General features: G+C 61.4%; 21 protein-coding genes. 4 read left to right on the top strand and 17 right to left on the bottom strand.

Features of this window, described 5'->3' with window-relative positions:
- Positions 1-64: 64 nt before the first annotated feature.
- The 17 genes from hutH to speB all read right to left on the bottom strand — a co-directional run bounded on the left by hutH (position 65) and on the right by speB (position 18004).
- Positions 65-1678, bottom strand: coding sequence for a histidine ammonia-lyase (gene hutH, locus J3P73_RS23125; RefSeq protein WP_130692940.1), 1614 nt, complete (start codon positions 1676-1678; stop codon positions 65-67).
- Complete coding sequence (locus tag J3P73_RS23120) at positions 1675-1857, bottom strand: hypothetical protein (protein ID WP_130692939.1); 183 nt, start codon at positions 1855-1857, stop codon at positions 1675-1677. Before J3P73_RS23120 ends, hutH begins: the two co-directional genes overlap by 4 nt.
- Complete coding sequence (locus J3P73_RS23115) at positions 1854-2450, bottom strand: TIGR02444 family protein (protein WP_130692938.1); 597 nt, start codon at positions 2448-2450, stop codon at positions 1854-1856. The genes J3P73_RS23120 and J3P73_RS23115 overlap by 4 nt, the downstream gene beginning before the upstream one ends.
- Positions 2450-3517: an ABC transporter ATP-binding protein gene (locus tag J3P73_RS23110; RefSeq protein ID WP_075225492.1), complete on the bottom strand. Its 1068-nt coding sequence runs from the start codon at positions 3515-3517 to the stop codon at positions 2450-2452. The genes J3P73_RS23115 and J3P73_RS23110 overlap by 1 nt, the downstream gene beginning before the upstream one ends.
- On the bottom strand, positions 3514-4545 hold the full coding sequence (locus tag J3P73_RS23105; RefSeq protein ID WP_130692937.1) for an ABC transporter ATP-binding protein: 1032 nt from the start codon (positions 4543-4545) through the stop codon (positions 3514-3516). The genes J3P73_RS23110 and J3P73_RS23105 overlap by 4 nt, the downstream gene beginning before the upstream one ends.
- A 1-nt stretch (position 4546) precedes the next feature.
- The gene (locus J3P73_RS23100; protein ID WP_130692936.1) at positions 4547-5470 is read right to left on the bottom strand and encodes an ABC transporter permease; all 924 of its coding nucleotides are present in this window, start codon (positions 5468-5470) and stop codon (positions 4547-4549) included.
- Entirely contained in the window at positions 5467-6462 is a 996-nt protein-coding gene (locus J3P73_RS23095; protein WP_029767573.1) for an ABC transporter permease, read from the bottom strand. Before J3P73_RS23095 ends, J3P73_RS23100 begins: the two co-directional genes overlap by 4 nt.
- A 67-nt stretch (positions 6463-6529) precedes the next feature.
- Positions 6530-7468, bottom strand: coding sequence for an isocitrate lyase/PEP mutase family protein (locus tag J3P73_RS23090; RefSeq protein WP_024320377.1), 939 nt, complete (start codon positions 7466-7468; stop codon positions 6530-6532).
- Positions 7469-7613: 145 nt separating this feature from the next.
- A complete protein-coding gene (locus J3P73_RS23085; RefSeq protein WP_130692935.1) occupies positions 7614-9224 on the bottom strand; it encodes an ABC transporter substrate-binding protein in 1611 nt (536 codons plus the stop codon).
- 107 nt (positions 9225-9331) lie between these two features.
- Entirely contained in the window at positions 9332-9907 is a 576-nt protein-coding gene (locus J3P73_RS23080; protein ID WP_012759297.1) for a UbiX family flavin prenyltransferase, read from the bottom strand.
- Entirely contained in the window at positions 9904-11346 is a 1443-nt protein-coding gene (locus tag J3P73_RS23075) for a UbiD family decarboxylase (RefSeq protein WP_130692934.1), read from the bottom strand. The genes J3P73_RS23080 and J3P73_RS23075 overlap by 4 nt, the downstream gene beginning before the upstream one ends.
- 155 nt (positions 11347-11501) lie before the next feature.
- Complete coding sequence (locus J3P73_RS23070; protein WP_130692933.1) at positions 11502-13352, bottom strand: LysR family transcriptional regulator; 1851 nt, start codon at positions 13350-13352, stop codon at positions 11502-11504.
- A gap of 121 nt (positions 13353-13473) precedes the next feature.
- Positions 13474-14445: a bifunctional Delta(1)-pyrroline-2-carboxylate/Delta(1)-piperideine-2-carboxylate reductase gene (lhpI, locus tag J3P73_RS23065; RefSeq protein ID WP_130692932.1), complete on the bottom strand. Its 972-nt coding sequence runs from the start codon at positions 14443-14445 to the stop codon at positions 13474-13476.
- Positions 14446-14602: 157 nt separating this feature from the next.
- On the bottom strand, positions 14603-15250 hold the full coding sequence (locus tag J3P73_RS23060; protein WP_130692931.1) for an amino acid ABC transporter permease: 648 nt from the start codon (positions 15248-15250) through the stop codon (positions 14603-14605).
- Positions 15247-15915 (bottom strand): amino acid ABC transporter permease, encoded by a 669-nt coding sequence (locus tag J3P73_RS23055; protein WP_207579707.1) that lies wholly within the window; start codon positions 15913-15915, stop codon positions 15247-15249. Before J3P73_RS23055 ends, J3P73_RS23060 begins: the two co-directional genes overlap by 4 nt.
- Positions 15916-16060: 145 nt before the next feature.
- Positions 16061-16858: a transporter substrate-binding domain-containing protein gene (locus tag J3P73_RS23050; RefSeq protein WP_130692929.1), complete on the bottom strand. Its 798-nt coding sequence runs from the start codon at positions 16856-16858 to the stop codon at positions 16061-16063.
- 84 nt (positions 16859-16942) lie between these two features.
- On the bottom strand, positions 16943-18004 hold the full coding sequence (gene speB / locus J3P73_RS23045) for an agmatinase (RefSeq protein WP_197727301.1): 1062 nt from the start codon (positions 18002-18004) through the stop codon (positions 16943-16945).
- A 261-nt stretch (positions 18005-18265) separates the two neighbouring features.
- Between speB and J3P73_RS23040 the strand changes: the two genes are divergently transcribed.
- From J3P73_RS23040 to J3P73_RS23025, 4 genes are all read left to right on the top strand, one after another.
- Complete coding sequence (locus tag J3P73_RS23040; RefSeq protein WP_027689404.1) at positions 18266-19342, top strand: ABC transporter substrate-binding protein; 1077 nt, start codon at positions 18266-18268, stop codon at positions 19340-19342.
- An 88-nt stretch (positions 19343-19430) separates the two neighbouring features.
- Positions 19431-20315 (top strand): ABC transporter permease, encoded by an 885-nt coding sequence (locus J3P73_RS23035; protein ID WP_018069078.1) that lies wholly within the window; start codon positions 19431-19433, stop codon positions 20313-20315.
- Positions 20312-21151: an ABC transporter permease gene (locus J3P73_RS23030; protein WP_024320367.1), complete on the top strand. Its 840-nt coding sequence runs from the start codon at positions 20312-20314 to the stop codon at positions 21149-21151. Before J3P73_RS23035 ends, J3P73_RS23030 begins: the two co-directional genes overlap by 4 nt.
- 10 nt (positions 21152-21161) lie before the next feature.
- Entirely contained in the window at positions 21162-22226 is a 1065-nt protein-coding gene (locus J3P73_RS23025; protein ID WP_130692927.1) for an ABC transporter ATP-binding protein, read from the top strand.
- The last annotated feature ends 7 nt before the right edge of the window (positions 22227-22233 follow it).

Below are 22233 nucleotides of genomic sequence, written 5' to 3'. Positions count from 1 at the left end.
TTGCAGGCGGTGATGAAACGCCGGCGCCGCATGATGCGGCCGCAGCCCAAATCAGCCGGCCCGCCTATTTCAGCGCGCCGATCTTGTTCTCGATGGCCTCGAGAAATGCGCCGGACCGCACGATCTCGAGAGCTGGTGTGGTCTGCTTGGGCATGTAGCTGTCCTCCTGCTGGAACGGGATCGCGTCGCGAAGCGCGTCATAGAGCGCCTGGCTGCCGGTTCCGAGCTTGTAGCCGCCGAGTGCCTCTTCGGTCAGGAAGATGGCGCGGGCCGCAAGCAGGCATTCGACACCAAGGATCTTCGGCATGTTGTCGACCACCTGACGCGTCTTGCGGCATGCCCATGTCGCCATCGAAACATGGTCTTCCTGGCTGCTCTTGGTCGGGATGGTATCGGCAACGGCGGGGAAAGCCAGCGTCTTGTTTTCCGATGCGACTGACGCCGCGGCCGTCGAGATGATGCCATAGCCGTAATTCAGGCCGATCGGCTTGCCGGCAAGGTTCGGCGGCAGGCCGTAGTTCAATGTCGTATCGCAGAGCGAGAACAGGCGGCGCTCGGAAATATTGCCGATTTCCACCAAAGCGATCGTCAGGATGTCCATGGCGAAAGCGATGGGTTCGCAATGAAAGTTGCCGCCGGACAGGAATTCCAGCGCGCCGAGTTCGTTCCAGAAGACGAGCGGATTATCGGTCGCGGCGTTGAGCTCGCGCGTGATCAGCTCCTTGGCGTGCTCCAACTGGTCGCGGCAGCTTCCATGCACCTGCGGCAGGCAACGGAAGGAATACTGATCCTGGATCCGGGCGGTGTGTTTCGGATGCAGGATATCGTCCTCGAGGCGTACCGCACGTGCTGCCTCGGTCGTGCGACGGCTGCCCTCGATAATGCGACGGATATTTTCTGCGGTCGCGATCTGCCCGGGCTGCTTGCGCACGAGATGAATGCGGGGATCGAATGCCGCCTGCTCGCCGCGGATCGCCTCCAGACTGAGCGCCCCGGCCGCATCGGCCGTCTTCATCAGCATCTCGGCGTCGTGGAGGTTGAGAACCGCCATGGCCGCGCAGAGGCTGTTGCCATTGATGAGGGCAAGGCAGTCCTTCGCCTTGAGATCGAAAGCAATCGGGGAGATGCCGGCCTTTTCCAGAGCCTGCGGCGCCGGCATGCGTTCGCCCTGATAATAGGCTTCCGCCTCCTCATAGCCGATCAGCACCGAAACCATGTGGGCGAGCGGCGCCAGATCGCCAGACGCGCCGACCGACCCCTGGATCGGCACCACAGGGTGAACGCCGCGGTTCAGCATCTCAACGAGACGATCGACCACTTCGATCCGCAGGCCGGAAACTCCGAGGCAGAAGGCGTTGATGCGCACGGCCATCATGGCGCGGACGATTTCTTCCGACGCCGGTTCTCCGATGCCGGAGCAATGAGAGAGCACGATATTGCGTTGGAAGCGGTCGTTATCGGCCTGGCTGATGGCATAATCCTTGAGCTTGCCGACGCCGGTGTTGAAGCCGTAGGTTGGCGGTGCATTTTCGGTCAGCCAGTTTTCCTCGATATAGTTTCTCACCTTGATGATTTCGGCGCGCGCTGCATCGGCGAGCGCTACCTTGGCGCCCTGGCGCGCGATACGAACGGTATCTTTGATCGTCAGGCTGTCACCGTCTAAAATTATGGCGTTCATCTCGATGTCCTTGAAGTTCGATAGGTGTGAGAAAGTAAGTGCCGAAATCGAACACGCGCGCTGGGAGCGCAGCCTGTCTCCATCGCAGCGGCAATGCCACCAGTGACGGCGACGTAGTTTTCCGCGACGCCTTCTTCGGTGCCGATGGTTCCTGTCATGACGGCGTCGAAATCGCTCATGATGTCTTCAGATCCTCAGTGCGCATGATGGGGAAGCCGTGGCACACGGCTTTGGCGGCGTCTCGAAGCCGTCCGACCAACGTCCCTGCTTCGGGTTCCGGCATGGAAATCGTTTCGAGATAACGGGCTGCCAGCCCGCCGGGCCCTTCGAGCGGGAGAAAGTCGTCGGCCAGACGCAGGACCTGCAACCGTTCCGCGTCCAGCTCCGCTGCCTTGATCTTCTCGTAAAATTCAATCTCTGCCGTGTTCCTGCGGCCTTGACGCAGGGTTAGCCGAAGATGTCGCAACGGCAGGACGAAAAGCGAGCGCCATTCGCCGGCACGTTCCAGAAGCCGCTGCATCTCGCCGTCATCCGCGCCGTGTCCGTCACTATCCGCAAGAGCGAAGAACAGCAGAGACGGCACATCCACCGCATGACGTGTCTGGGCTTCGAGGCACCAGGACGCGATGCCGGGCTCGCCGTAGAGCCGGACCATGACATCGAACACATTGGCACAGAAAGCAGCGCGCCTCGCAGTTCCGGTATCCTGTTCTGAGCGCGCACTGCCGCTTGCCAGCGTTTTTTCTTCGAATGCGTCAGGGGCTTTTTCCATCACGCTTGCTCCGCCGTCTTCATTCCGGGTGCCGGTTCGTCGTGAGGGAAATGGCAGGCCGCGAACTGGCCGTAGGGCATCGCCGCAAGCTTCGGTTCCTGCGCCGCACAGACCGCCTGAGCGCGCGGGCAACGCCTGCGGAACCGGCATCCGGATGGCGGCGCGCTCCGCGACAAGGCCTGCGTCGGCGTTGCGCTCGGCACGATCTTCCGGCTGGCATCGGGAACCGGGACTGCTTCCAGCAGCATGCGGGTATAAGGATGCGCCGGACGCTGATAGATGGCGTCGCCGGTTCCGATCTCGACGATCTTGCCCATGTAGAGGACGGCGACCCTGTCGCTGACATTGCGCACGACGGCAAGATCGTGGGAAATGAAGATCAGCGCCAGGTTTCGATTCTGGCGGATATCCTGCAGAAGATTGATCACATGCGCTTGCACCGACACGTCGAGAGACGCAACCGGCTCATCGCAGACGATCAGCTCCGGCCCAACGGCTAGCGCCCGTGCGATCGCAATACGCTGGCACTGGCCACCGGAAAACTGATGCGGCCTGCGGCCCTCCACCATCGTCCGGCTCATGCCGACATCGTTGAGCGCACGATCGACCCTTTCCAGTCTTTCCGCTTTGCGGATGCCCTGGATCTCGAGGCCTTCTCCGACGATATCCTGCACCTTGCGGCGCGGATTGAAGGAGGAAATCGGATCCTGGAAGATCATCTGCAGTTTGCTTCGGATGGCGCGAAGATCGGAAGCAGACAGGTCGGCAAGATTCAGGCCGTCATATTCGACGTGGCCGTCGACACGCGTGTCCACCTTCGGCAGAAGCTTCAAAAGGGCACGACCGATGGTCGTCTTGCCGCTGCCCGACTCTCCGACGAGACCGAGTGTTTCCCCAGGAGCCACGTCGAAGGAGACGCCGTCGACCGCAACAAAGATCTTGCCGCCGCGGCGATATCTGACCGAGAGATCGCGTACCTTCAAAAGCGCGTCGTCGCGCAGGAAAGCATCGAAGGCATGCGTTGCGGCACCTGTATCGACGGCCTGGCCGGAAGCCTCGTCATTCATGACGATGCCCTCCTTTCGACCGCAGTGTCGGCTGCATCGCCGGTTTGAACAGGCACATAGCAGGCGAAGCGATGCTTGCCATCCGCACTGGTGGTCATCGGCGGCATCGAAGCATGGCAGCGGGCCTCGGCGGCGGGGCAGCGCGGTGCGAACGGGCATCCGGGCGCGGGGTTGGCAAGATCGGGCGGACGGCCCGGAATCGTGCGCAGTTTCGTATGAGCCGGCTGGTCCATGCGCGGCATCGCCGAAAGCAGAGCCTCGGTATAGCGATGGCGCGGATGGGAAAAGACGGTGTCCGTCGGGCCGTATTCCACGACATGCCCGCCATAGAGCACGAGGATGTCGTCGGTGCGTCCGGCGACGATGCCCAGATTGTGCGTCACCAGGATCATCGACATCTGCCGCTGCTGCTGGATAAGCTGCAGCAGATCGAGAATTTCCTTCTGAACCGTCACGTCGAGCGCAGTCGTCGCCTCGTCGGCGATCAGCAGATCCGGCTGGCAGGCAAGTGCCGTGGCGATCATGATCCTCTGCTTCATGCCGCCCGAAAACTGATGCGGATAATGTCCGTAACATTCCGCGGCATCGGGAATGCCGACGCTTGCCAGTAGTTCGATCGCGAGTGCCTTCGCCTGCGCTTTTCCAAGCCGCAGATGGAAGCGGCTCGCCTCTTCGATCTGCCGCCCCACCCGCACGAACGGATTGAGGGATGTCATCGGGTTCTGGAAAACCATCCCGAACTTGCGGCCGAGAAAGGCGCGGCGTTTCGCCTCGTTGAGCGTCGACAGATCGGTCCCGTCGGCGAGGATGCGGCCGCTGGTTTTCATGCCCTCCGGCGCAATCCCCATGATCGTCTTGACCAGCATGGATTTGCCCGCGCCGGATTCTCCGACGATGCCGAGCGTCGTGCGCGGCGGGATGCTGAAGCTGATGTCGTGCAGCACGCGGATCGGCCCGAACGGTGACCTGAAATAGCAGGAGAGATCGTGACAATCGAGGACCGGGGTGGTTTTCGCAGCCTCACTCATATCAGAGTTCCCTGCCGCGATGGTTCATGCGACGGGCCAGACAATCCCCGACCGTGTTGAGCGAGTAAACTGTTAGAACGATGGCGACGATCGGTCCGAAGATCAGCACTGGAAAGCGGCTGAGCAGGTCGGTCGAGCTGGCGATCATCCCGCCCCAGCTCGGCGCCGGCGCCGGAATGCCGTAACCGAGAAAGCTCAGCGATCCCTCCGTGATGATCAGCCCCGCCATCAGCGGCGGAACGATGGCCGTCAGCGCCGGAACGAGATTGGGCAGGATCTCGCGCAGCAGAAGCCGCATGTCCGATGCGCCCATGGCGCGTGCCGCCAGCACGTAATCACGGTCGTTCTGGGCAATCACGCCGCCTTTGGCGATGCGTGCATACGTTCCGATGTCGAGCAGGCCAAGCGCCAGCATCATCGTGAAAACCGAATTTCCGGTCACCGATATCAGCGCCAGGATGACGAGGATCGGCGGAAGCGACGCCATGGAATTGGCATAGAGATCGACGATCCGCTCGACCGGGCCGCGATAGAAGCCGGCGAGCATCCCGAGGATCATGCCGATCACCAGCGAGATCAACGTCGCGACCGAAACGATGGCAAGTGTCGTTCGCGCACCGTAGAGCACCCGGGACAGGATGCTGCGTCCGAGCGCATCGGTTCCGAATAGACCGTTCAGGCTCCATTCCGGGCCTTGCGAGAAATCGCCATAGGGGAAGCTTGCCCGAACGAGACCCGGAATGAACTCCACGAAAACCGAGGAGGTGATCAGGACCGTCAGGAACACGAAGGCGAACCATTCCATCGGATGGCCGCTCGGCATGCGGAAACGCGCGGTCTTCGGCATCGCGGCATTCAACGTCTCCGCCAATGCGACCGCTTCGCCGGGCACGAGGTCCGTTTGTGTTGGTTGGAGGCGGCTCATGACACGTCCACCCGCGGATCGATAAGCGCGTAACCGAGATCGACCAGGATGAAGATGACGACGAAGATCACCACCGTCAGCGACAGGATGGCCTGCATGACGGGCAGGTCGTGGCTGCTCACCGCATTGAGAACGGTCCAGCCGATGCCGGGCACCGCGAAATAGCTCTCGACGATGAAGGAACCGCCGAGCAGATAGGTCATCGACAGGCCCATCACCGTCAGCACCTGGGGAGAGGCCGGGCGCAGCACGTGGCGCATCAGGATATAGCGTGTCGGCAGGCCCTTGGCCCTGGCAACGAGGACATAGTCCTCCTGGAGGACCGCGACGAATTCGCTGCGGCTCACCCTGTAGAAATAGGCTGCCTGGTGCACGCTGAGGCACATCACCGGCAAGGCGACATAGTAGAGATTGCCGATCGGATCGTCGCTGAAGGTAACCCAGCCGGTCGCTGGCAGCCAGCGCAGCACGATTGCAAAGACGAAACCGAGCAGAACCACGATGACGAAGGTCGGGATCGACAGCATGACCGAGGAGACTGCCCGCAGCACCGTATCGACGATGCCGCCCGGCCGGCTGGCGGTGTACATGGCGAGCGGCACGCCGATCAGCAGCGAGACGAACATGGCAAGCAACGCAATCTCAAACGTCACCGCCGCCCGGTCGACCAGGAGTTTTGCCACGGACTGCTGGCTGAACATGGTCTGCCCGAGATCTCCGTGAAGAAGCCGTCCGAGCCAGCCGAGATAACGTTCCCAGACCGGCAGATCGTAACCGTAACGGCTGTTCAGCGCATCGATCTGGGCCTGCGTCGCGTTCTCTCCGAGGATCAGCTGCGCCGCCGACCCCGGCATCAGGCTCGACAGCGCCGTCGCCGAGAACGTCACCAGCAGGAAGACCGGAATGCCGGCCAGAAGCCGGACGCCGACCGCTTTCAGATAGGAGAGCTTGGCAATTCGCAACGATCGGACTCCGATTGTCAGGTGGAACATCCGATGCCGGGCTGGACCGGCATCCGGATTTCGCAAAACGAGACGGCAGAGCGGCCGGTCTCCGGGATCAGAGCGCCTTCCATCTGTCCTCGGCATCGAGCCAGCCGCTGTCCCGCTCCAGCGAGGATTTCTGCTCGGCGGGCGTCATGCCGCCCATGCTGTGCTCATCCGCGTAGCGCGTGCTGCGGTCCTTGAAGACATGCCGACCGTAATCCATCATGCCATACATCGATCCCTTCTCGAGATAGTGCATGGTCACCAAGTTGAAGCCGAGCGCCTCGATTTCTTCAAGCCGCACGAAGGGCACGCCATTGACGGTCGCGACATCGCCGAACATCTTCCAGCCGGGCAATTCCTTGGCCACCTTCCGGCATTCCTCCAGCGTGCGCAGGCCATGCACATAGGTCATTTCAGCGCCGAGCGCTGCGGCGCGCACGCAGCGTTCGATAGCGTCGTCCAACCCTTTTTCGAGCTTGGATTCGGTGCGCGCTATCACCACGCAATCGCTGCCTTGACAGGCTTCGATCGAGGCCTTGATCTTGGCGAGCCAGAGCTCCTGCGAGACGACCTCATGCGGCACGTTGCCATCGACCTTGCCGGCAAGGGTCGCTGCCTCCATGGCGCGGCCGAACCGCGCATAGCCGCGTTCATTGGGCGTATCCTCGATCAGGATCGCGCCGGCGCCGGCCTTGGCGAGACGATAGCAGGTGCGGAAGGTCTGGACGACATCGCCGAAGCCGTCATCGGCATCGATAACCAGCGGCAAAGGCGAGTAGTCGGCGATGCGGTCGGTCGCATAGACCAGTTCCTCCTGATTGTGCAGGCCAAGATCCGGCACGCCGGACATGCTGAATCCCAGCGACGCGCCGCTGAGCAGGATCGCCTCGAAGCCGGCCATTTCCGCCGCCTTTGCGGAGTAGCAATCCCAGACGCAGGGCGTGAACACCTGCTTGCGGGAAACCAGATCCCGAAACTTCACCTTCTCGCGATTGCCGATCATCGTCATCCACCTTTTCCGATCGCCCCGCATCGCAGGGCTCATTCTGTCGTCTTAACGTCTCTGGCGTGTACGGTCGTCCAGCCCATCGACCGGCCCTTCGCTGCCCGCCCGGATCTTCCGGGCGAGCCTGCGCGTCGTGATCTGGAGCCTGCTATTTCTGGCAGGTATCCGTGCAGACATAGAGGAACTGCTTTTGCAGGATGCCGCCGTTCGAGGGAACGACGCCGCCGGTATTGTTGCGCAGCAGCAGCGAGCGCGTCTGTTCCCCGAAGATGTAGAGTGGCATTTCGGTTGCAACGAGCTTCTGAACCTTGACATAGGCGGCTTTGACAGCGGCAGGGTCGAGGGTGGAGCTGGCCTCCTTCAATGCAGCGTCCATCTCGGCGCTCTTGTACTGTCCCCAGTTGAAAGCACCACCGGAGCTCAGCAGATTGGAAATGTTCGGCTCGGCACCGTTCGACACCAGCACCCCGCCTTCGACGCAGATGTCGAAGTCGAGCTGCGTCTTGCACCGCTGGATCAGCGAGGCCTGGTCGACCTCGACGATATCGGCCGAGGCGCCTTCATAGCCGGTCAGCACCTGCTGGATGTAGGCGGCAAGACGCTTCAGGTCCGAGTTGGTATAAGTGACGATCTTGATCGAGAATGGCTTGCCGTCCGCTTTCAGAGCGTCGAACAGTTCCTGCGCCTTCTTCGGATCATAGGCTGGAAGCGATGAAGCGCTGTCGAAATAGGGCGAATTCTCTCCAAAATAATTGCTGGGTGCCTTGTATCCGGGCATCTGCGTGAAGGCCTGCATCAGCCGCGCGCGGTCGATGGCGGAATAGAAGGCCTCGCGGGCGCGAACATCCGTGAAGATACCCTTGGCCTGGTTGAGATAGGCGCGGTTGATGCCGCGGATCGGGATCTCGTGGGTTGCAACCCCCGGCGCCGTTGCGTTCGAGCCGAACTGATAGGGATAACCGGCCATCATCGTTGCGCCGCCCTGCACGACGGTGGCGATGCGGCTGTTGGTTTCGGGAATGATCGCGAACTTGATCGTATCCAGATAAGGGCGCGGCTGATCCCAATAACCGGGATTGCGGGCCATGGTCATTGATATGCCCTGGTTCCACTCGGTCAGCGTAAAGGCGCCGGCGCCCACCGGCTTGATGTCGGTCTTTTCCTTGGCGGCCTTCAATGCTGCCGGCGAGGCGATGAAGGGGCACAGCTCGGCGACCTGGGCTGCGAAATTGGCGTTCGGGGAGGACAGCTTGATCGTCAGGGTTTGCGGATCGACGACGGTGATTGCCTTGTTCCATGAGGATATGAACGGCTGCGCCGGTGAAAGCGTGGCCGGATCGGCGGCGCGGTCCCAATTGTATTTGACGGCTTCCGCATCATAGGGCGTACCGTCCGTGAACTTCATGTCCTTGCGAAGCTTCAAGGTCCAGGTCACGGCGTCTGCGCTGGTCAGGCTTTCGGCCATGCCGCCGGTCACGACGCCCTTGTCGTTGACATAGACGATAAAGCCGTAGACGGCGTCGAGCACATCCATCGGGCCGCCGGGATAGGTGCCGGCGGTGATCGCCGGATCCCAGCTCTTGATGTCCGAACCGTTGATGATGGTCATCGTGCCGCCGCTGACGGGTTTTTCCGTCTGCGCACCCGCGTGAGACGCGGCGAGCATCACGGGTGCGGCCGCCATCAGCGACAACAGCAACCCGGCGGCGCCGCGCATGAACAGGCTCTGCAGCCTTCTGGAACGATTGTCTGACAACATCACTCTATCTCCTTTTTTTGAGTTCCCCTGGGGGAGTGATTGTGCGTCGTTGTTTTGCATACGGTTGGCATCATGGCCGGGCAGCTTTCGGTGCTGCTCTTCATGGCTCAGTCGTTATGGTCCTCCGTCCAGCGCCGGACCGTCGGATGATGAAGTCCGAATTGATCCAGCGCACGGCCCACGGTCTGGTCGACCATTTCGGCGATTGATTTCGGCAGCGTGTAAAAGCTCGGCACCGGCGGCATGATGACGGCGCCGTTGCGTGTCGCCTGGTCCATCAGTGCGATATGGCCCGCATGCAACGGCGTTTCCCGCACCATCAGCACCAGCCGGCGGCGTTCCTTCAGGCAGACATCGGCGGCACGCACGATCAGATCATCCGCATAACAATGCGCGATCCCGCTCAGTGTCTTGATCGAGCATGGCGCAACCAGCATGCCGTCGCACCGGAAGGAGCCGGAGGCGATCGACGCGCCGATATCCCCGTGGCTGTAGACCCGGTCGGCGAGGCCACGGATTTCGTCCGCGGTCTTTCCAGTCCCTTCGGCCAGTGCCGTGCGGATCGCCGCCGGCGATATGACGAGATGCGTCTCGACATCGTCGAAATCCCGCAGCATCTCCAGCGCACGCAGTCCGTAGATTGCACCGGAAGCCCCTGATATGCCGATGATCAATCGCCTCAAATCAGCATCTCCGGCTTGACGCGCAACAGCAGCTGGCGCATCCGTTCGTAGGAATCCGGCGGCGGAAGTGCCTTGTCGAACCCTTCCCTTCGATCGCCCGCCTTCATCGTGGCGTCGTAGCCGACCTTGGCGATCACGCCGCCGTCTTCCTGAGGCTCGGACCGGTCTGCCGGAAGGTCCGTGACGATGAGAATGTCGCGCGCCGCGCGCATGCGCGTCATCTTGGCCAATTCGACGGCGTCGAGATCCCAGGGGTCGACATCGCTGTCGACGATGGTGACGTTCTTGACGATGCTGACCGCACCCCAGCAGATCGACATGATGCGGCGCGCCTGTCCCGGGCGGGGCGCATCGATCTGCACGACCACGTTGTTCCGTCCGCTGCCGGAGGTGGTGACGGCAACTTCGCCGACATTGAGAACGGACCGCCGGATGACGGCCTTGAGGCTGGCAGCGATCGGCACCGCGCCGAGATAAAGGTGCTCCATGTGGTAACCGGGCTCGATCACCTGCAACATCGCGTCGGAGCGGCAAGTCATGCATTCAAATCTGACGCGCACCCCGGAGCCGTAATCCTCGTACATGCCGTGATATTCGGAGACCAACCCTTCGAGGATCGGCTCGTCGACATGAATATGACCTTCGAGCACGATCTCCGCCTCTGCAGGCACGGCAAGATCGATCGACTTGCAGCGGACCAGCCGCACCGGCTCGCCGAGCAGCGATCCGGCGCAGTGCATTTCATCGTCACCAAGCCCCAGATAGAAGCAGGCGGCAAGCTGAATGGCTGGATGCGCGCCGAGGACGACGGCGAAGGGGAGCGACTCGCCTTTGGCGCCCGCCTTGCGGGCCATGATGGCGAGATGATGGTTCGGTGCAATTCCGATCATCGCCTCGTTCGGACCAAGCACCTTGATGCGGGCATAGGACGCGTTGCCCAAGCCCGTTTCAGGGTCGCGCGCCACGATCAGACCCGCGGTAATGTAAGGACCGGTCTCCTTGGAAAAGAATGTCGGGACTGGAAGCCGGGTCAGGATGTCGTCCTGGAAGAGCTGTTGCTGTACCGGCGCATCGTCTACGAAGACAGGCGGCACCGGAGAGGCGATCGAGGACAGCAGCTTTTCCTGGATCTCGCTTTTCGCGACGCCAAGCGCCAGGGCGACACGATCGAGATCCGACAGGATGTTGCCGAAGATCGGCATGTCGTGACCTTTGATGCGGTCGAGCCGCACCGCCGCCTTTTCATCGACGATGGAAAGGATGGCCGACACGTCGTGGATCGGGTCGATCTCCTCAGAAATCACCAGCAGCCGACCGCGTCGGTCGAGTTCCTGAAGAATGCCTCGACAGGATTGATCGCTTTCGCTGCGTGGCATTGCAGCGCCGGCCGTCCTGGATGTCATGGCCGCGTTTTCAGGCGGATCAGGGTGATCATTCATCCGGCAATCCTGTGAAAGTCAATTCCGAGGGCTGTTTTGATGCGGCAAGTATCAGCCGCAGGCCGGAGGCTGGGTAGCTCGAAAATCATGAATTGGAGGATAGGAAAATCAGAATGCTCCGCGCATGATCCCGATCCGACGCGACATGCGTTAGATCACGCCTGTTGGCCGAAGACGGCAACGAGGGACTGGATCATCGTCCGTTCCGCCTCGGACAGCGTCCTTTCGCCGGAGAAAATCACCGAGAGGTTTCCGGCGATGACGTCTTCCGTAATCGACGCCGCGGTAAGGCGTCCGCTGCCGATGTCCTGCTGGACCGAGGACACCGGCAGGACCGTGCAGACCGGCAAGCGGCGGACCATGGCGATGGCCAATGGCAGAGAACCGACGTCCATGATGGGCTCGACACGCAGATGCCGCGCGCTGGCGGCTGCCATGAACGCCTGATGGATACTGAGATGCTTGATTCCGAGAACCAGCGGAAATCCGCAAACTTCGGCCAGTGGAATTTCCGTTCGGCCGGCAAGGTTCAAGGCCGGATTGGCAACGACCGAGAGGCGCTCGCTCGGTCCGAGATGGATCCGGGTCATCTGCGTCTGGACGACGCCGACAATGGCCAGATTGAGCTCTCCCGCGCGCACCTGGTCGTGAAGCGCAGCGTTGGAACCTTCGACGATCCTCAGCCGGTATTCGGGATGGCCGAGGCGGGTCGCCGTCAGCGCCTGCGCCACCTTGTCCGTCATGACGCTGTCATGCCCCGAACTCGGCAGCATGCCGATTGAGATGGTCGCCTGTGTGTGGGCGGCAATATCCTGACTGGCCCGAAGGAGGCTGTCGATGCGCTCTTCGATCTCCAGGGTGAACGGAAGCAATGCCTTGGCGGCCTTCGTGCTCTCGGCACCGTTGCGCCGCCGTTCGAACAGGGGTTGCCCGACAACCGCCTCGATCTTCTGAATCTGGATCGAAACGGAGGGTTGGGTGACATGCGCCGCGCGCGCCGCCGCCGAAATACCTCCGCTGAGATGCGCAAGGTTGAAGTAGTGCAATTGACGTGCCGTCAACTGCGGTCGAAAGACGATATTGGCCTCCGTTGCCTCCAGATTTTTCTTGAGGCTACAAAGCAGGGCGGACACGACCTCCTGGTCCGGCCCGTTTGCGCGCACGCCCAAGGTGCTCGACAACGGCGGATCGAGGGGTTCCAGATGCAGGCGCGCAAGTCCGAGCCGGTCGGCGACCATACTGCGCGGCATCAGGAACCGCATCTGCGGAAACCCGTTGAGCAGCCGGTGAAGGTCTGCCGGCTCCTCATCCATCAGGATCATGCGGTCGCGGATGCCATGCTCGTCCGCATATCGGGTGACGGCATCGCGAAGTGCCTGACGCATTTTCAAAACGACAAATTTCTGATTGGGGGAGCGAAGATCAACCGCGGCCTCCGCCGTTCCGACGGAAACCCAGACCTCATCGTAAAAAGGCGTCATCGCGGGCAGGTTCGCAGGTGGCACGCCGGTCATATAGCCGACTTCGATTTCCGTCGAACCCGCCTTGCCCGGGATTTTCGCAGCCTCGTCGTCAACAAGGGATTTTCCTCGTCCGTCTGCAAACATTACGTCGATCAGCAGGTCGGGCCGCTCGCGTTCCATATCTTCGACAGTACGTCCGATCGCCTTCGAAAACCGGCCGATGGAGAAACTGAGATCGAGACGAATATCGATGCGAAGATGGTCCGTGTCCCCATTGCGCATCCGACGCACGAACCTTTCGCGATGAAGGATGGCCGTTGCCTGCTGAAACAGCCAGAAGGCTGCCGGTAAAGGACTGAGGTGACCGCTTTTCCGAATGAAGAGCTTGAGTTGAAGTTCATTTTCCAAAGTACGCAGACTTGATGTCAGCGCCGAAGGAGCAATCCCAAGCTCGCGCGCGGTCTCTGCCAGCGTCGGGCTCTGACAGGCCAGCACGAATTGGGCCAGTTGCTGGATTTCGATGCGCGGCGGATTTGTAGTCACTGCGGGTCTATTGCGGGTCTATATCGGATTGCACAAGGGGCTTACCCGACTATGGCACACAAAGCGTTATACCGCACGAATATCAGCGCCGGCCCGTTGCTTCCCCTTCGCCCCAAAGACGTCAGCCGGCGATCAAAGCGGCTTCATACACCATCGTCGCGGCGGCAAGATCGGCCAAGGCCGTTCCGACGGCCTTGTAGAGAGTGATCTCATCGTTGGACGCCCGCGCTGGAACATCCCGGCGACACAGCTCGTCAAGTGTCGCACGCACCGCGTCTGCAGCAATGACGCCGGCCCTGATCGGCTGAACCAGATCGCCCGCTTCGTGAAGGGCTTCGTGAGTGTCGATATAGATCGAGGAGCGCCGAAGCGCCTCGTCATCGGCCTCGCGCATCGCCGGGGTGAAGCCGCCGATCAGATCGACATGGGTGCCCGGCCGCAACCATTCGCCGCGGATAAGCGGTGCGGTCGCCAGCGTCGCCGCGCTGACGATATCGGCTTGCCGCACCGCGGCTTCCAGATCCGTGACGGTAGTGGCCTGGAGCCCCTGTTGCCGGAGGCTCTGCGCCAGCCGTTCGGCATTGGCGGGATCGATATCCCAGATATCGACATCTGCGATCGGCCGGACGGCGCGGTAGGCATCGGGTATGAGGCTCGCGACGCGGCCTGCGCCGATCACCAGCAGACGGCAAGCGTCCTTTCGAGCAAGATAATCCGCGGCAAGGGCCGATGCTGCTACCGTGCGGCGCGTGGTGATCGTGTTTCCGTCAAGTAGCGCAAGCTGCATCCCGGTCCGGCCATCATAGAGCATGTAAGTCGAGGTCAAACCGGGAATGCCGCGTACGGTGTTGCCCGGAAAGACGGTGACGATCTTGATGCCAAGGTAGCGCTCCGACCGGTGCGTTTCATGCCAGGCCGGCATCAGAAGCAGCGTCGCATCCGGTTCGCCGCTATTGGCAATCGTGTGGTGATGCCGTACCGGCACGACACAGCCTTCGGCAAATGCTTGCCGCAGGGTCGCGACCAGCGCGCCGAACGGTAGAAGCTCGCCCGTTGTCCGGGCATCGAGAATACGGATTTGTGTGTCGGTCATTGAAGCGATCTCCCGGTAAGTTCTGACTGCTGGATAAGGCAAATTCTGTGTGATTGAACGAGAGCGGCGTCGCCGCTGCGCGGCGTACCAGCTTTCAACCGGCATCGGCCCTTTGGACACTCCGCTGCGATCGGAATGCGGAGCAACTCGGCACCGCTCAGCCAAACGCCGCTTTCTTCTCCAGAAATCTGGCGTATTGCGTCAGCGGATAGCACAGGGCGAAGAAGATCAGCGCGACGAGACCGTAGACTTTGAAAGGTTCGAAGGTCGCGTTGTTGATGGCGTTTGCGGTTTTCAGCAGTTCGTCGAAGCCGAGGATCGAGGCCAGTGCGGTGCTCTTGATCAACTGGACCAAGAACCCGACGGTCGGTGCGTGCGTGATCCGGAAAGCCTGCGGCAGGATGACAAGGCGAAGTTCGAGGAGACGATGCAAGCCCAGGCTGGCTGCGGCGTCCCATTGCCCGCGCGGCACCGCCTCGACGCCGCTCCGCCAGATTTCGGCAAGATAAGCGCTGGCGTAGAACGTCAGGCCGCAGACGGCGGCGGTCCATGACTCGATCCGGAAGCCGAGCATCGGCAGGCCGAAGAACATCAGAAAGAGCTGCATGAGGAGCGGCGTTCCCTGAAACAGGGCAATGTAGCCGGACGCGAAGCTGCGCGGCCAGCGCGTTTTCGATATCCGTGCAGACAGGATCGCCAGGCCAACGATGGCGCCGCCGGCAAAGGCTGCGAGCGAAAGCATAAGGGTCCAGCGTGTCGCGAAGACAAGATTGCGCAGAATGTCCCAGAAAGTGAACTCAATCATGCCAGACCGGCTCCCAGAAAACGGCGCTTCCCGGTGAAAAGGAGCCGGCGAAGTGCGGCGGACATCGAAAGGTAGATCAACGTCGCCACCAGATAGGTCTCGAAGGACCGGAAGGTGCGCGATTGAAGCAGATCGGCCTCCTGCGCCAGCTCGCGGATGGATATTTGCGAAACCACCGCCGATTCCAGCATCATGATGATGACCTGGCTCGTCAGCGCCGGAAAAATGATGGCGATCGCTTGCGGCAGGATGATCTTGAAGAACACCAGCCGAGGCCTCAGGCCGAGCGCCTGCGCCGCCTCCTTCTGGCCTCTCGGTATGGCATCGAGCCCGGCCCCGACCACCTCGATCGTGTAGGCTGCCATGTTGAGGGTCATGGCAAGGACGGCGGCAGTGACCGGATCGAGGCGAATGCCGAGGCTAGGCAAGCCAAAGAAGATGAAGAACAGCTGCACCAGGAACGGCGTATTGCGCATGATTTCCACATAGAGGCCGACGACCTTGCGCAACCACGGATAAGGTCCCCGGCGCGCGGCCGCGCCGAGAATGCTGAGAACGATCCCGAGGACCGATGTGGAGGCCGTCAGGGCAAGCGTCGTGCCCGCGCCATAAGCCAGAGCTCCCATTCCGTCCCAAAGCCAATTGAAATCGAGGCTGTATCTCATCGCATGTCCTTTGGAGCCGGATGATCTGGGCCGGATCGCCCCGGAAATCTGGATCCGCCTCTCAAGCAAAGAATTGGAGCATGATGCCACCGGAATCGCTTACAGTTTTCGGCATCATGCTCTGGTGAGTGGGAGGCCGTCCTCGTCAGTCCTTCAGGTTTTCCGGGTTGAGCGGCGCTTTCAGCCAGCTCTTCGAGCCTGCGTCGAGCGAACCATCGGCGATCATTGCGGCGACGCTGTCATTGACAGCCTTCTTCAGGCCTTCCTCGCCCTTGCGGAGCGCGATGTGCGAGGGGGAGCTGAGGAGCTGGAACTTCTGCTCCGGCTTCAAGGCTTCCTGTCGTGCCAGAACCTGCGCACCGACATCGTTGCCGACGACCATCAACTGGGTCTGGCCGGATATGAAGGCCTGGATGACCGAATTGTAGTTCTCGAAGCGCTGGATCGCGGCCGAGCCGGGGGCGGCGGCCGTCAGCGACGTGTCTTCGAGCGTCCCACGATTGACGGCAATTGTCTTGTCGGCAAGGTCTTCCTTGCCGCTCACCTTCAGCGCCGTCGGACCGATGACGGCGATATAGTAGGGGGCGTACGGGGCTGCATAATCGATAACCTCGGCGCGCTCCTTCGAATAGCCGACGCTCATCAGCAGGTCGACGCGGTCGTCGTTCAGGTAGGCGATCCTGTTCTGGCCAGTAACGCTGACGAGATTGAGTTTCACGCCGAGCCCGTCGGCGATCTTCTGGGCGACGTCGACGTCATAGCCCTTGATGCTCATATCGGCGCTTGCCGAAGAGAAGGGCGGGAAATCGGAGAAGATGCCGATGTTGATCTCGCCTGCGGCTTTGATATCGGCAAGTTCGTCGGCCTGTGCGGCCCCTGCCAGGATGCCGAACACGGCAATTGCCGCAGTAGCGGTGAAGCGTAATTTCATACGAGCAGTCATGTCGTTCCCCTTTTTGAGACGTGTTGTGCGACAGGTGATGGATGGCAGCGGGCACGAGGCACGCTGCCGTTGTGGAGCTTGTTCTCAGGTCAGCTTTGTCCTGACCGCGGGACTGAACATCGCGAGGCACAGGAGTTCGAACAGGACCTGCGCGGCGATCTGCGCGGTGTTGGTGGTGTTGTCGTATTGCGGCGCGATTTCCACGACGTCGCCGCCGACGAGGTTGATGCCCTTGAAGCCGCGCAGCAGGGTCAGAGCCTCCCTCGGCTGAAGCCCGCCGACTTCCGGCGTGCCGGTTCCCGGAGCGAAGGCCGGATCGAGGCTGTCCACGTCGAAACTGAGATAGGTCGGACCGGCGCCGACGACCTCCAGAGCCTTTGCGATCACCGCCTTGAGGCCCATCTCCGCCACCTCTTCCGCGTGAATGACGGTCATGCCGGAGGCAAAGGAGAACTCCCAGAGATATTCGCCGCCGCCGCGGATGCCGATCTGGATCGTACGCTTCGGATCGAGCACGCCCGCCAGAACCGCCTCGCGGAAGGGCGCGCCGTGATGGAACTTGGAGCCCTCATAGGGACCAGCGGTGTCGCAATGAGCGTCGATGTGGATCATGCCGACCGGCTGGCTGGCCGCCAGGCCCTTGAGGATGGCGCCGGAGATCGAATGGTCGCCGCCGACCGACAGCGGGATAACCCCGGTTGCCGCGATCATCCGGTAGCAGGCCTCGATGTCGGCATGGCATTCGGCCAGGCCGAACCGGCTGCGCATCGGCACGTCGCCGACATCGGCGACCGTTAGCCCTCCCATCGGCGCGACACGCAGAACATGCTCGTAGGGACCGATACGCTCGATCGCCCGGACGGCCCGCGGCCCCAACCTCGCGCCGGCGCGATTGGTAACGCCGAGGTCCATCGGCACGCCGATCAGAGCCACGTCAAGCGCCTCAAGCACCTCGGGCCGCAAGCCGTTCTCGATGAAACGGGCATCCAGAAAGGTCGCAGGATCGGCGAAGGGCCATTTGCGGCTGTCGCCGTCCTTGAATACGCTCGCCGCCACGGCGCGGAAGTGTGGATCTTCCATCTCCCCGCCTGCAGCGCTGCCGAAGCGCTTTCTCAAGTCTTCCAGAAAATCCCGGTCAATGGTCAAGGCAGGCTCCCACGGTATTGATGCTGCCATCATCATCGGCGCCGCCCACTTCTCTTGGAACCGCGAAAATTCGAGAGGGGATATAACGATTATTGATAGCTCGGATCCGCCGAGGCTCCGCGATACAGGTAGCGCGTCCATCGGTGCATTCAGAAAACTTTATAACCCGGCGAGAATTTTCCCACTACCGCGGCTGGCAACCTCCAAGCAGTCTCCGATGCGAACGGTCCGGCAGAGGGCCGACAGCAAAGGGAACCTACCATGTTGCACGATATGACACGCCGCCGCTTCCTCGGATCCGCCGCCGCCGTGGGGATTGCCGGCACGATGACCGGGTTTGCAAGATCCGCCGCAGCCGGCAGCGGCAATCTCACCGCCGTCGAATGGGGCGGCGATGTCGTCGAAGCGATGAAGCAGATTGCCGCCGACCAGAATGCGGCGACATTCAACTGGGTTCTTCACCAGGGCGGCGCGGGCGCGATCCTGCCGAAGATCAAGGCCGTCTGGCCGAATGTCGACTACGACTATGTCGCCGGCTGGGAAGGCTCGTTCAACAGCATGGTGAAGGAGGATTGGCTCGAGACCATCAATCCTGCCGATGTTCCCAACCTCGCGAATATTCCCGAGAAAATCATCATTCGTGACGGCAAGGGCAATATCAAGGCGGTCCCGCGCGCAGTTGGCGGCATGTATTTCGGTGCCCGAACCGACACGGCTCCGATCGCCGTGAAGACCATCGATGATCTGCTGAGCCCCGATCTCAAGGGCGCGATCTGCTGGCCAGGCCCGACACAGAGCATGATGCTCCAGATTGTCGCGCTCGCCCTTCACGCCGGCGGCAGTGAAACGAATATGGAGCCCGGGTGGAAGCTCATGACGGAATTGGCGAAATCCGGCAATATCGGCCGCGTCGCCGTCACCGATATCGATTTCACCAATTCGCTGACGTCGGGCGAAACCTCCGTCGGCTTCTTCGCCGAGCCCGGCTGGGCGGCGGTGGCGAAAAACTTCCCGGTTACGCGCTTCACCAAGGACAGCAACTTCAAGGCCTTTCTCTACCAGAGCGGTTTCGGCGTCCTGAAGAATAGGCCAAACACCAAGGCAACGCTCGATTTCGTCAACTTCGCGATCAGCCCGGACATGAACTCGCTCTACGCCAAGGTGGCTGGCGAAGCGCCGTTGAACAGCAAGGCGGTCACACCCGACAATCTCAAGCATCTGTCCTTCACGTCGGACGAGTTTTCGAGCTTCGTCTATGTGCCGGACTACAATGCCGTTCTCGAACAGCAGGATGCCTGGTCCAAGCGCTGGGAGCAGGATATCGCCCCGTTGCTCTAAGACACCCCGCGGTAGGTTGTCGTAGGCGCGGGCTTCGACAACCTCCCTTTCTCATGGCCCGCAAGGGCGAGGAAAAGGCTGTTCCACCATGACCAAGGTAAGGCGGCAACCCGTTGCCATTTCAATTCCGGATCGCCGAGATGCGGCCCTGACGCTCGGGCCAGCCCTGCTGGTGTTCGCATTCGGTTTTCTGTCACCGCTCATCAACCTGGCAATCGAAAGCTTGAAGGAGTTTACGCCGGGACGCGTCGGCTCCGTGGAAAATGCCGCGGCAACGGTTCAAAACTATTACGAGCTTGCAAACCAGGCGTTTGCAAGCGTCCTGCTGACGACCTTCTGGATCGGCGGAGTTGCCGCGATCATCGGCCAGCTTGTGGCATTCCCGCTGGCCTATTTCATCGTGCGGCGGATCTCGCCGCGGATGCGCACGCTCACCCTCGGCTTCTTGATTACGCTTGTTCTTTCCAGCGTCCTGATCAAGACGTACGCGATCGAACTGACCTTCGGATCGGTCGGCATCCTCCGCCCCTTCCTCTTGACATTGGGCCTTTCGCCCAACAGCCGCGAATATATCAATATCGTCGTTATTGCGGGTCTGGTTCACTCGATCATACCGGTCGCAACGCTAACGTTGATTGGCGCGATGCAATCGATCGATCCGCGTCTGCTCGATGCAGCCCAGTCGCTCGGCGCGCCGGGATGGAAAGCCCATCTGTCGATCACGCTTCCCCTGAGCTTCCCGGCTCTGATCTCGAGCACGCTTGTCTCACTGACTTTCGCGATCAGCGCCTTCGTCATTCCCATGGTGCTCGGGAGGGGCCGGGTGCTTTTCATGTCGAACGTCATCTACACCCGGTTCAGCGATATCGCCAACTATCCGAGCGGCGCGGCGATCTCGCTCGTCATGCTTGCCGCGGCCCTGGCGGTCGTCGCTGTCATAACGTTTGCGCAGGCGCGGAGGGTTTCCCGATGAGCATGCAGTCTCTTGCAGCGAGAAGCGGAGACCGGATCGCCGGTTCCCTTGCCTACGGTGTCATCGGCCTTGGATTGGCGTTCCTTGCCATCCCGTTGGTGATAACATGCGTCATGGCTTTCGATGCCAGGACCTACCTCGGCCCGATGCCGCCACCTGCCTTGTCGCTTCACTGGTTCGAACGGCTCGTCTCCCAGGCGGATATCCTTGCCAGCCTGCGCACCAGCCTCATCTTGGCGGTACTCACGACGGTTCTGTCCGTCACGATTGGAACTGCGGCGGCTGTCGGTCTTGCCCGGGGCAATTTTCCAGGAAAGGCAGCGCTGACTTCGGCCTTTCTCTCGCCACTCATCGTCCCGCCGGTCGTGATTGGATTCGGCCTGCTGCTTTTCCTTTCCAAGGCCGGTATCACAAATGGTATGGCGCGCCTGCTCCTCGGCCACGTGATCGTGACGTTGCCCTATTGCATAAGGACCAGTCTCGCCAGCCTTCTCGGCAGCGACCAACGATTGACGGAAGCCGCAATGGTTCTCGGCGCCACCGAGCGCCAGGCCTTCTGGACCATTACCCTGCCGCTCATGCGCACGGGCGTCGTCACCGGCGCGATCTTCGCCTTCGCAATTTCGATGGATGACGTATCGATCAGTCTGTTTCTGAGCGATCCGTCCGCAACGACCTTGCCTGTTACGCTGGTCAGCAACATGCGCGCGGCTTTCGATCTGACGATCGCTGCAGCGGCCGTGGTCCTGATTGCCGTCACCGCGTTGCTGATCGTTGTGCTGGACCGTGTCGTCGGCTTCGACACTGTCGTCGGTCAGGGTTTGTTTCGTTCATGAGGACAATACGATGATTTCTGCCGTGGAATTTCAAGGGGTCAGCAAGCGCTTCGGCGAAACGGTCGCCCTCGGTAATATCTCCTTCTCGGTGAACCCAGGTGAAACAATCGCACTGCTTGGGCCGAGTGGCTGCGGCAAGACCACCATTCTTCGGCTCATTGCCGGATTCGAGCGGCCCGACAAAGGCTCGATCTTGATCGACGGCCAGCCGATGGCCGGGTTGAAACCCTATGAGCGCAATGTCGGGCTGCTGTTCCAGCACTACGCTCTTTTCCCGCATATGACCGTCGAACAGAACATCGGCTACGGACTTCGCCATCGCAACCATCCACCTGGGCAAATACCGCGCCGCATTGCCGAGATGCTCGAGCTCGTCCGGCTCGTCGGTTTCGGACAGCGGCGGCCGCACCAGTTGAGCGGCGGCCAGCAGCAGCGTGTTGCGCTTGCGCGGGCGCTCGCCACCCATCCAAGCCTCGTTCTTCTGGATGAGCCCCTGTCGGCTCTCGACGCCAAGCTTCGGCATGAACTGCGCACCGAATTGAAGGATGTGCTCGCCGCGGTCGGCTCGACCGCGATCGTGGTAACCCACGACCAGGAGGAGGCGATGAGCCTGGGAGAGCGCATATTCGTGATGAACCGTGGAGCAATCATGCAATCCGGCAGGCCGGACGATGTGTATTGGCGTCCAGACTCGCGTTTCGTCGCGGATTTCATGGGTCGGACGAATTGGATCCATGGCTCGATTTCGGCCGCGGGCGGAACGGCCCGGAAATTTCGCTCCGAATCCGGCTGGGAGTTTCCGGTCGCCTCCACGGCAAGCCTTTCAGGTGCCGCCGAGATTTGCGTGAGGCCGGAAAGCGTCGAGATATCGTCCGGCACTCCGGGTGCCGGGGCTATGGCCGGACGTGTTGCCGACGTCGTGACACTCGGTGCCTTCAGGCATGTCGTTCTGGACCTCGCCAGTGGCGACCGCATAATCTCGGCTTGCCCGAACCGTCCAGACATAGCTTTCGCTCGCGGGCAGGAGATCAGCGTTTCCATTCCCCCCGAGGCATGCGTTCTCTTCGCGCGATAAGCTGGCA

This window comes from Rhizobium ruizarguesonis, assembly GCF_017357285.1.
Classification (GTDB): Bacteria; Pseudomonadota; Alphaproteobacteria; order Rhizobiales; family Rhizobiaceae; genus Rhizobium; species Rhizobium ruizarguesonis.
This window is presented reverse-complemented; position numbering and strand designations above follow the sequence as displayed.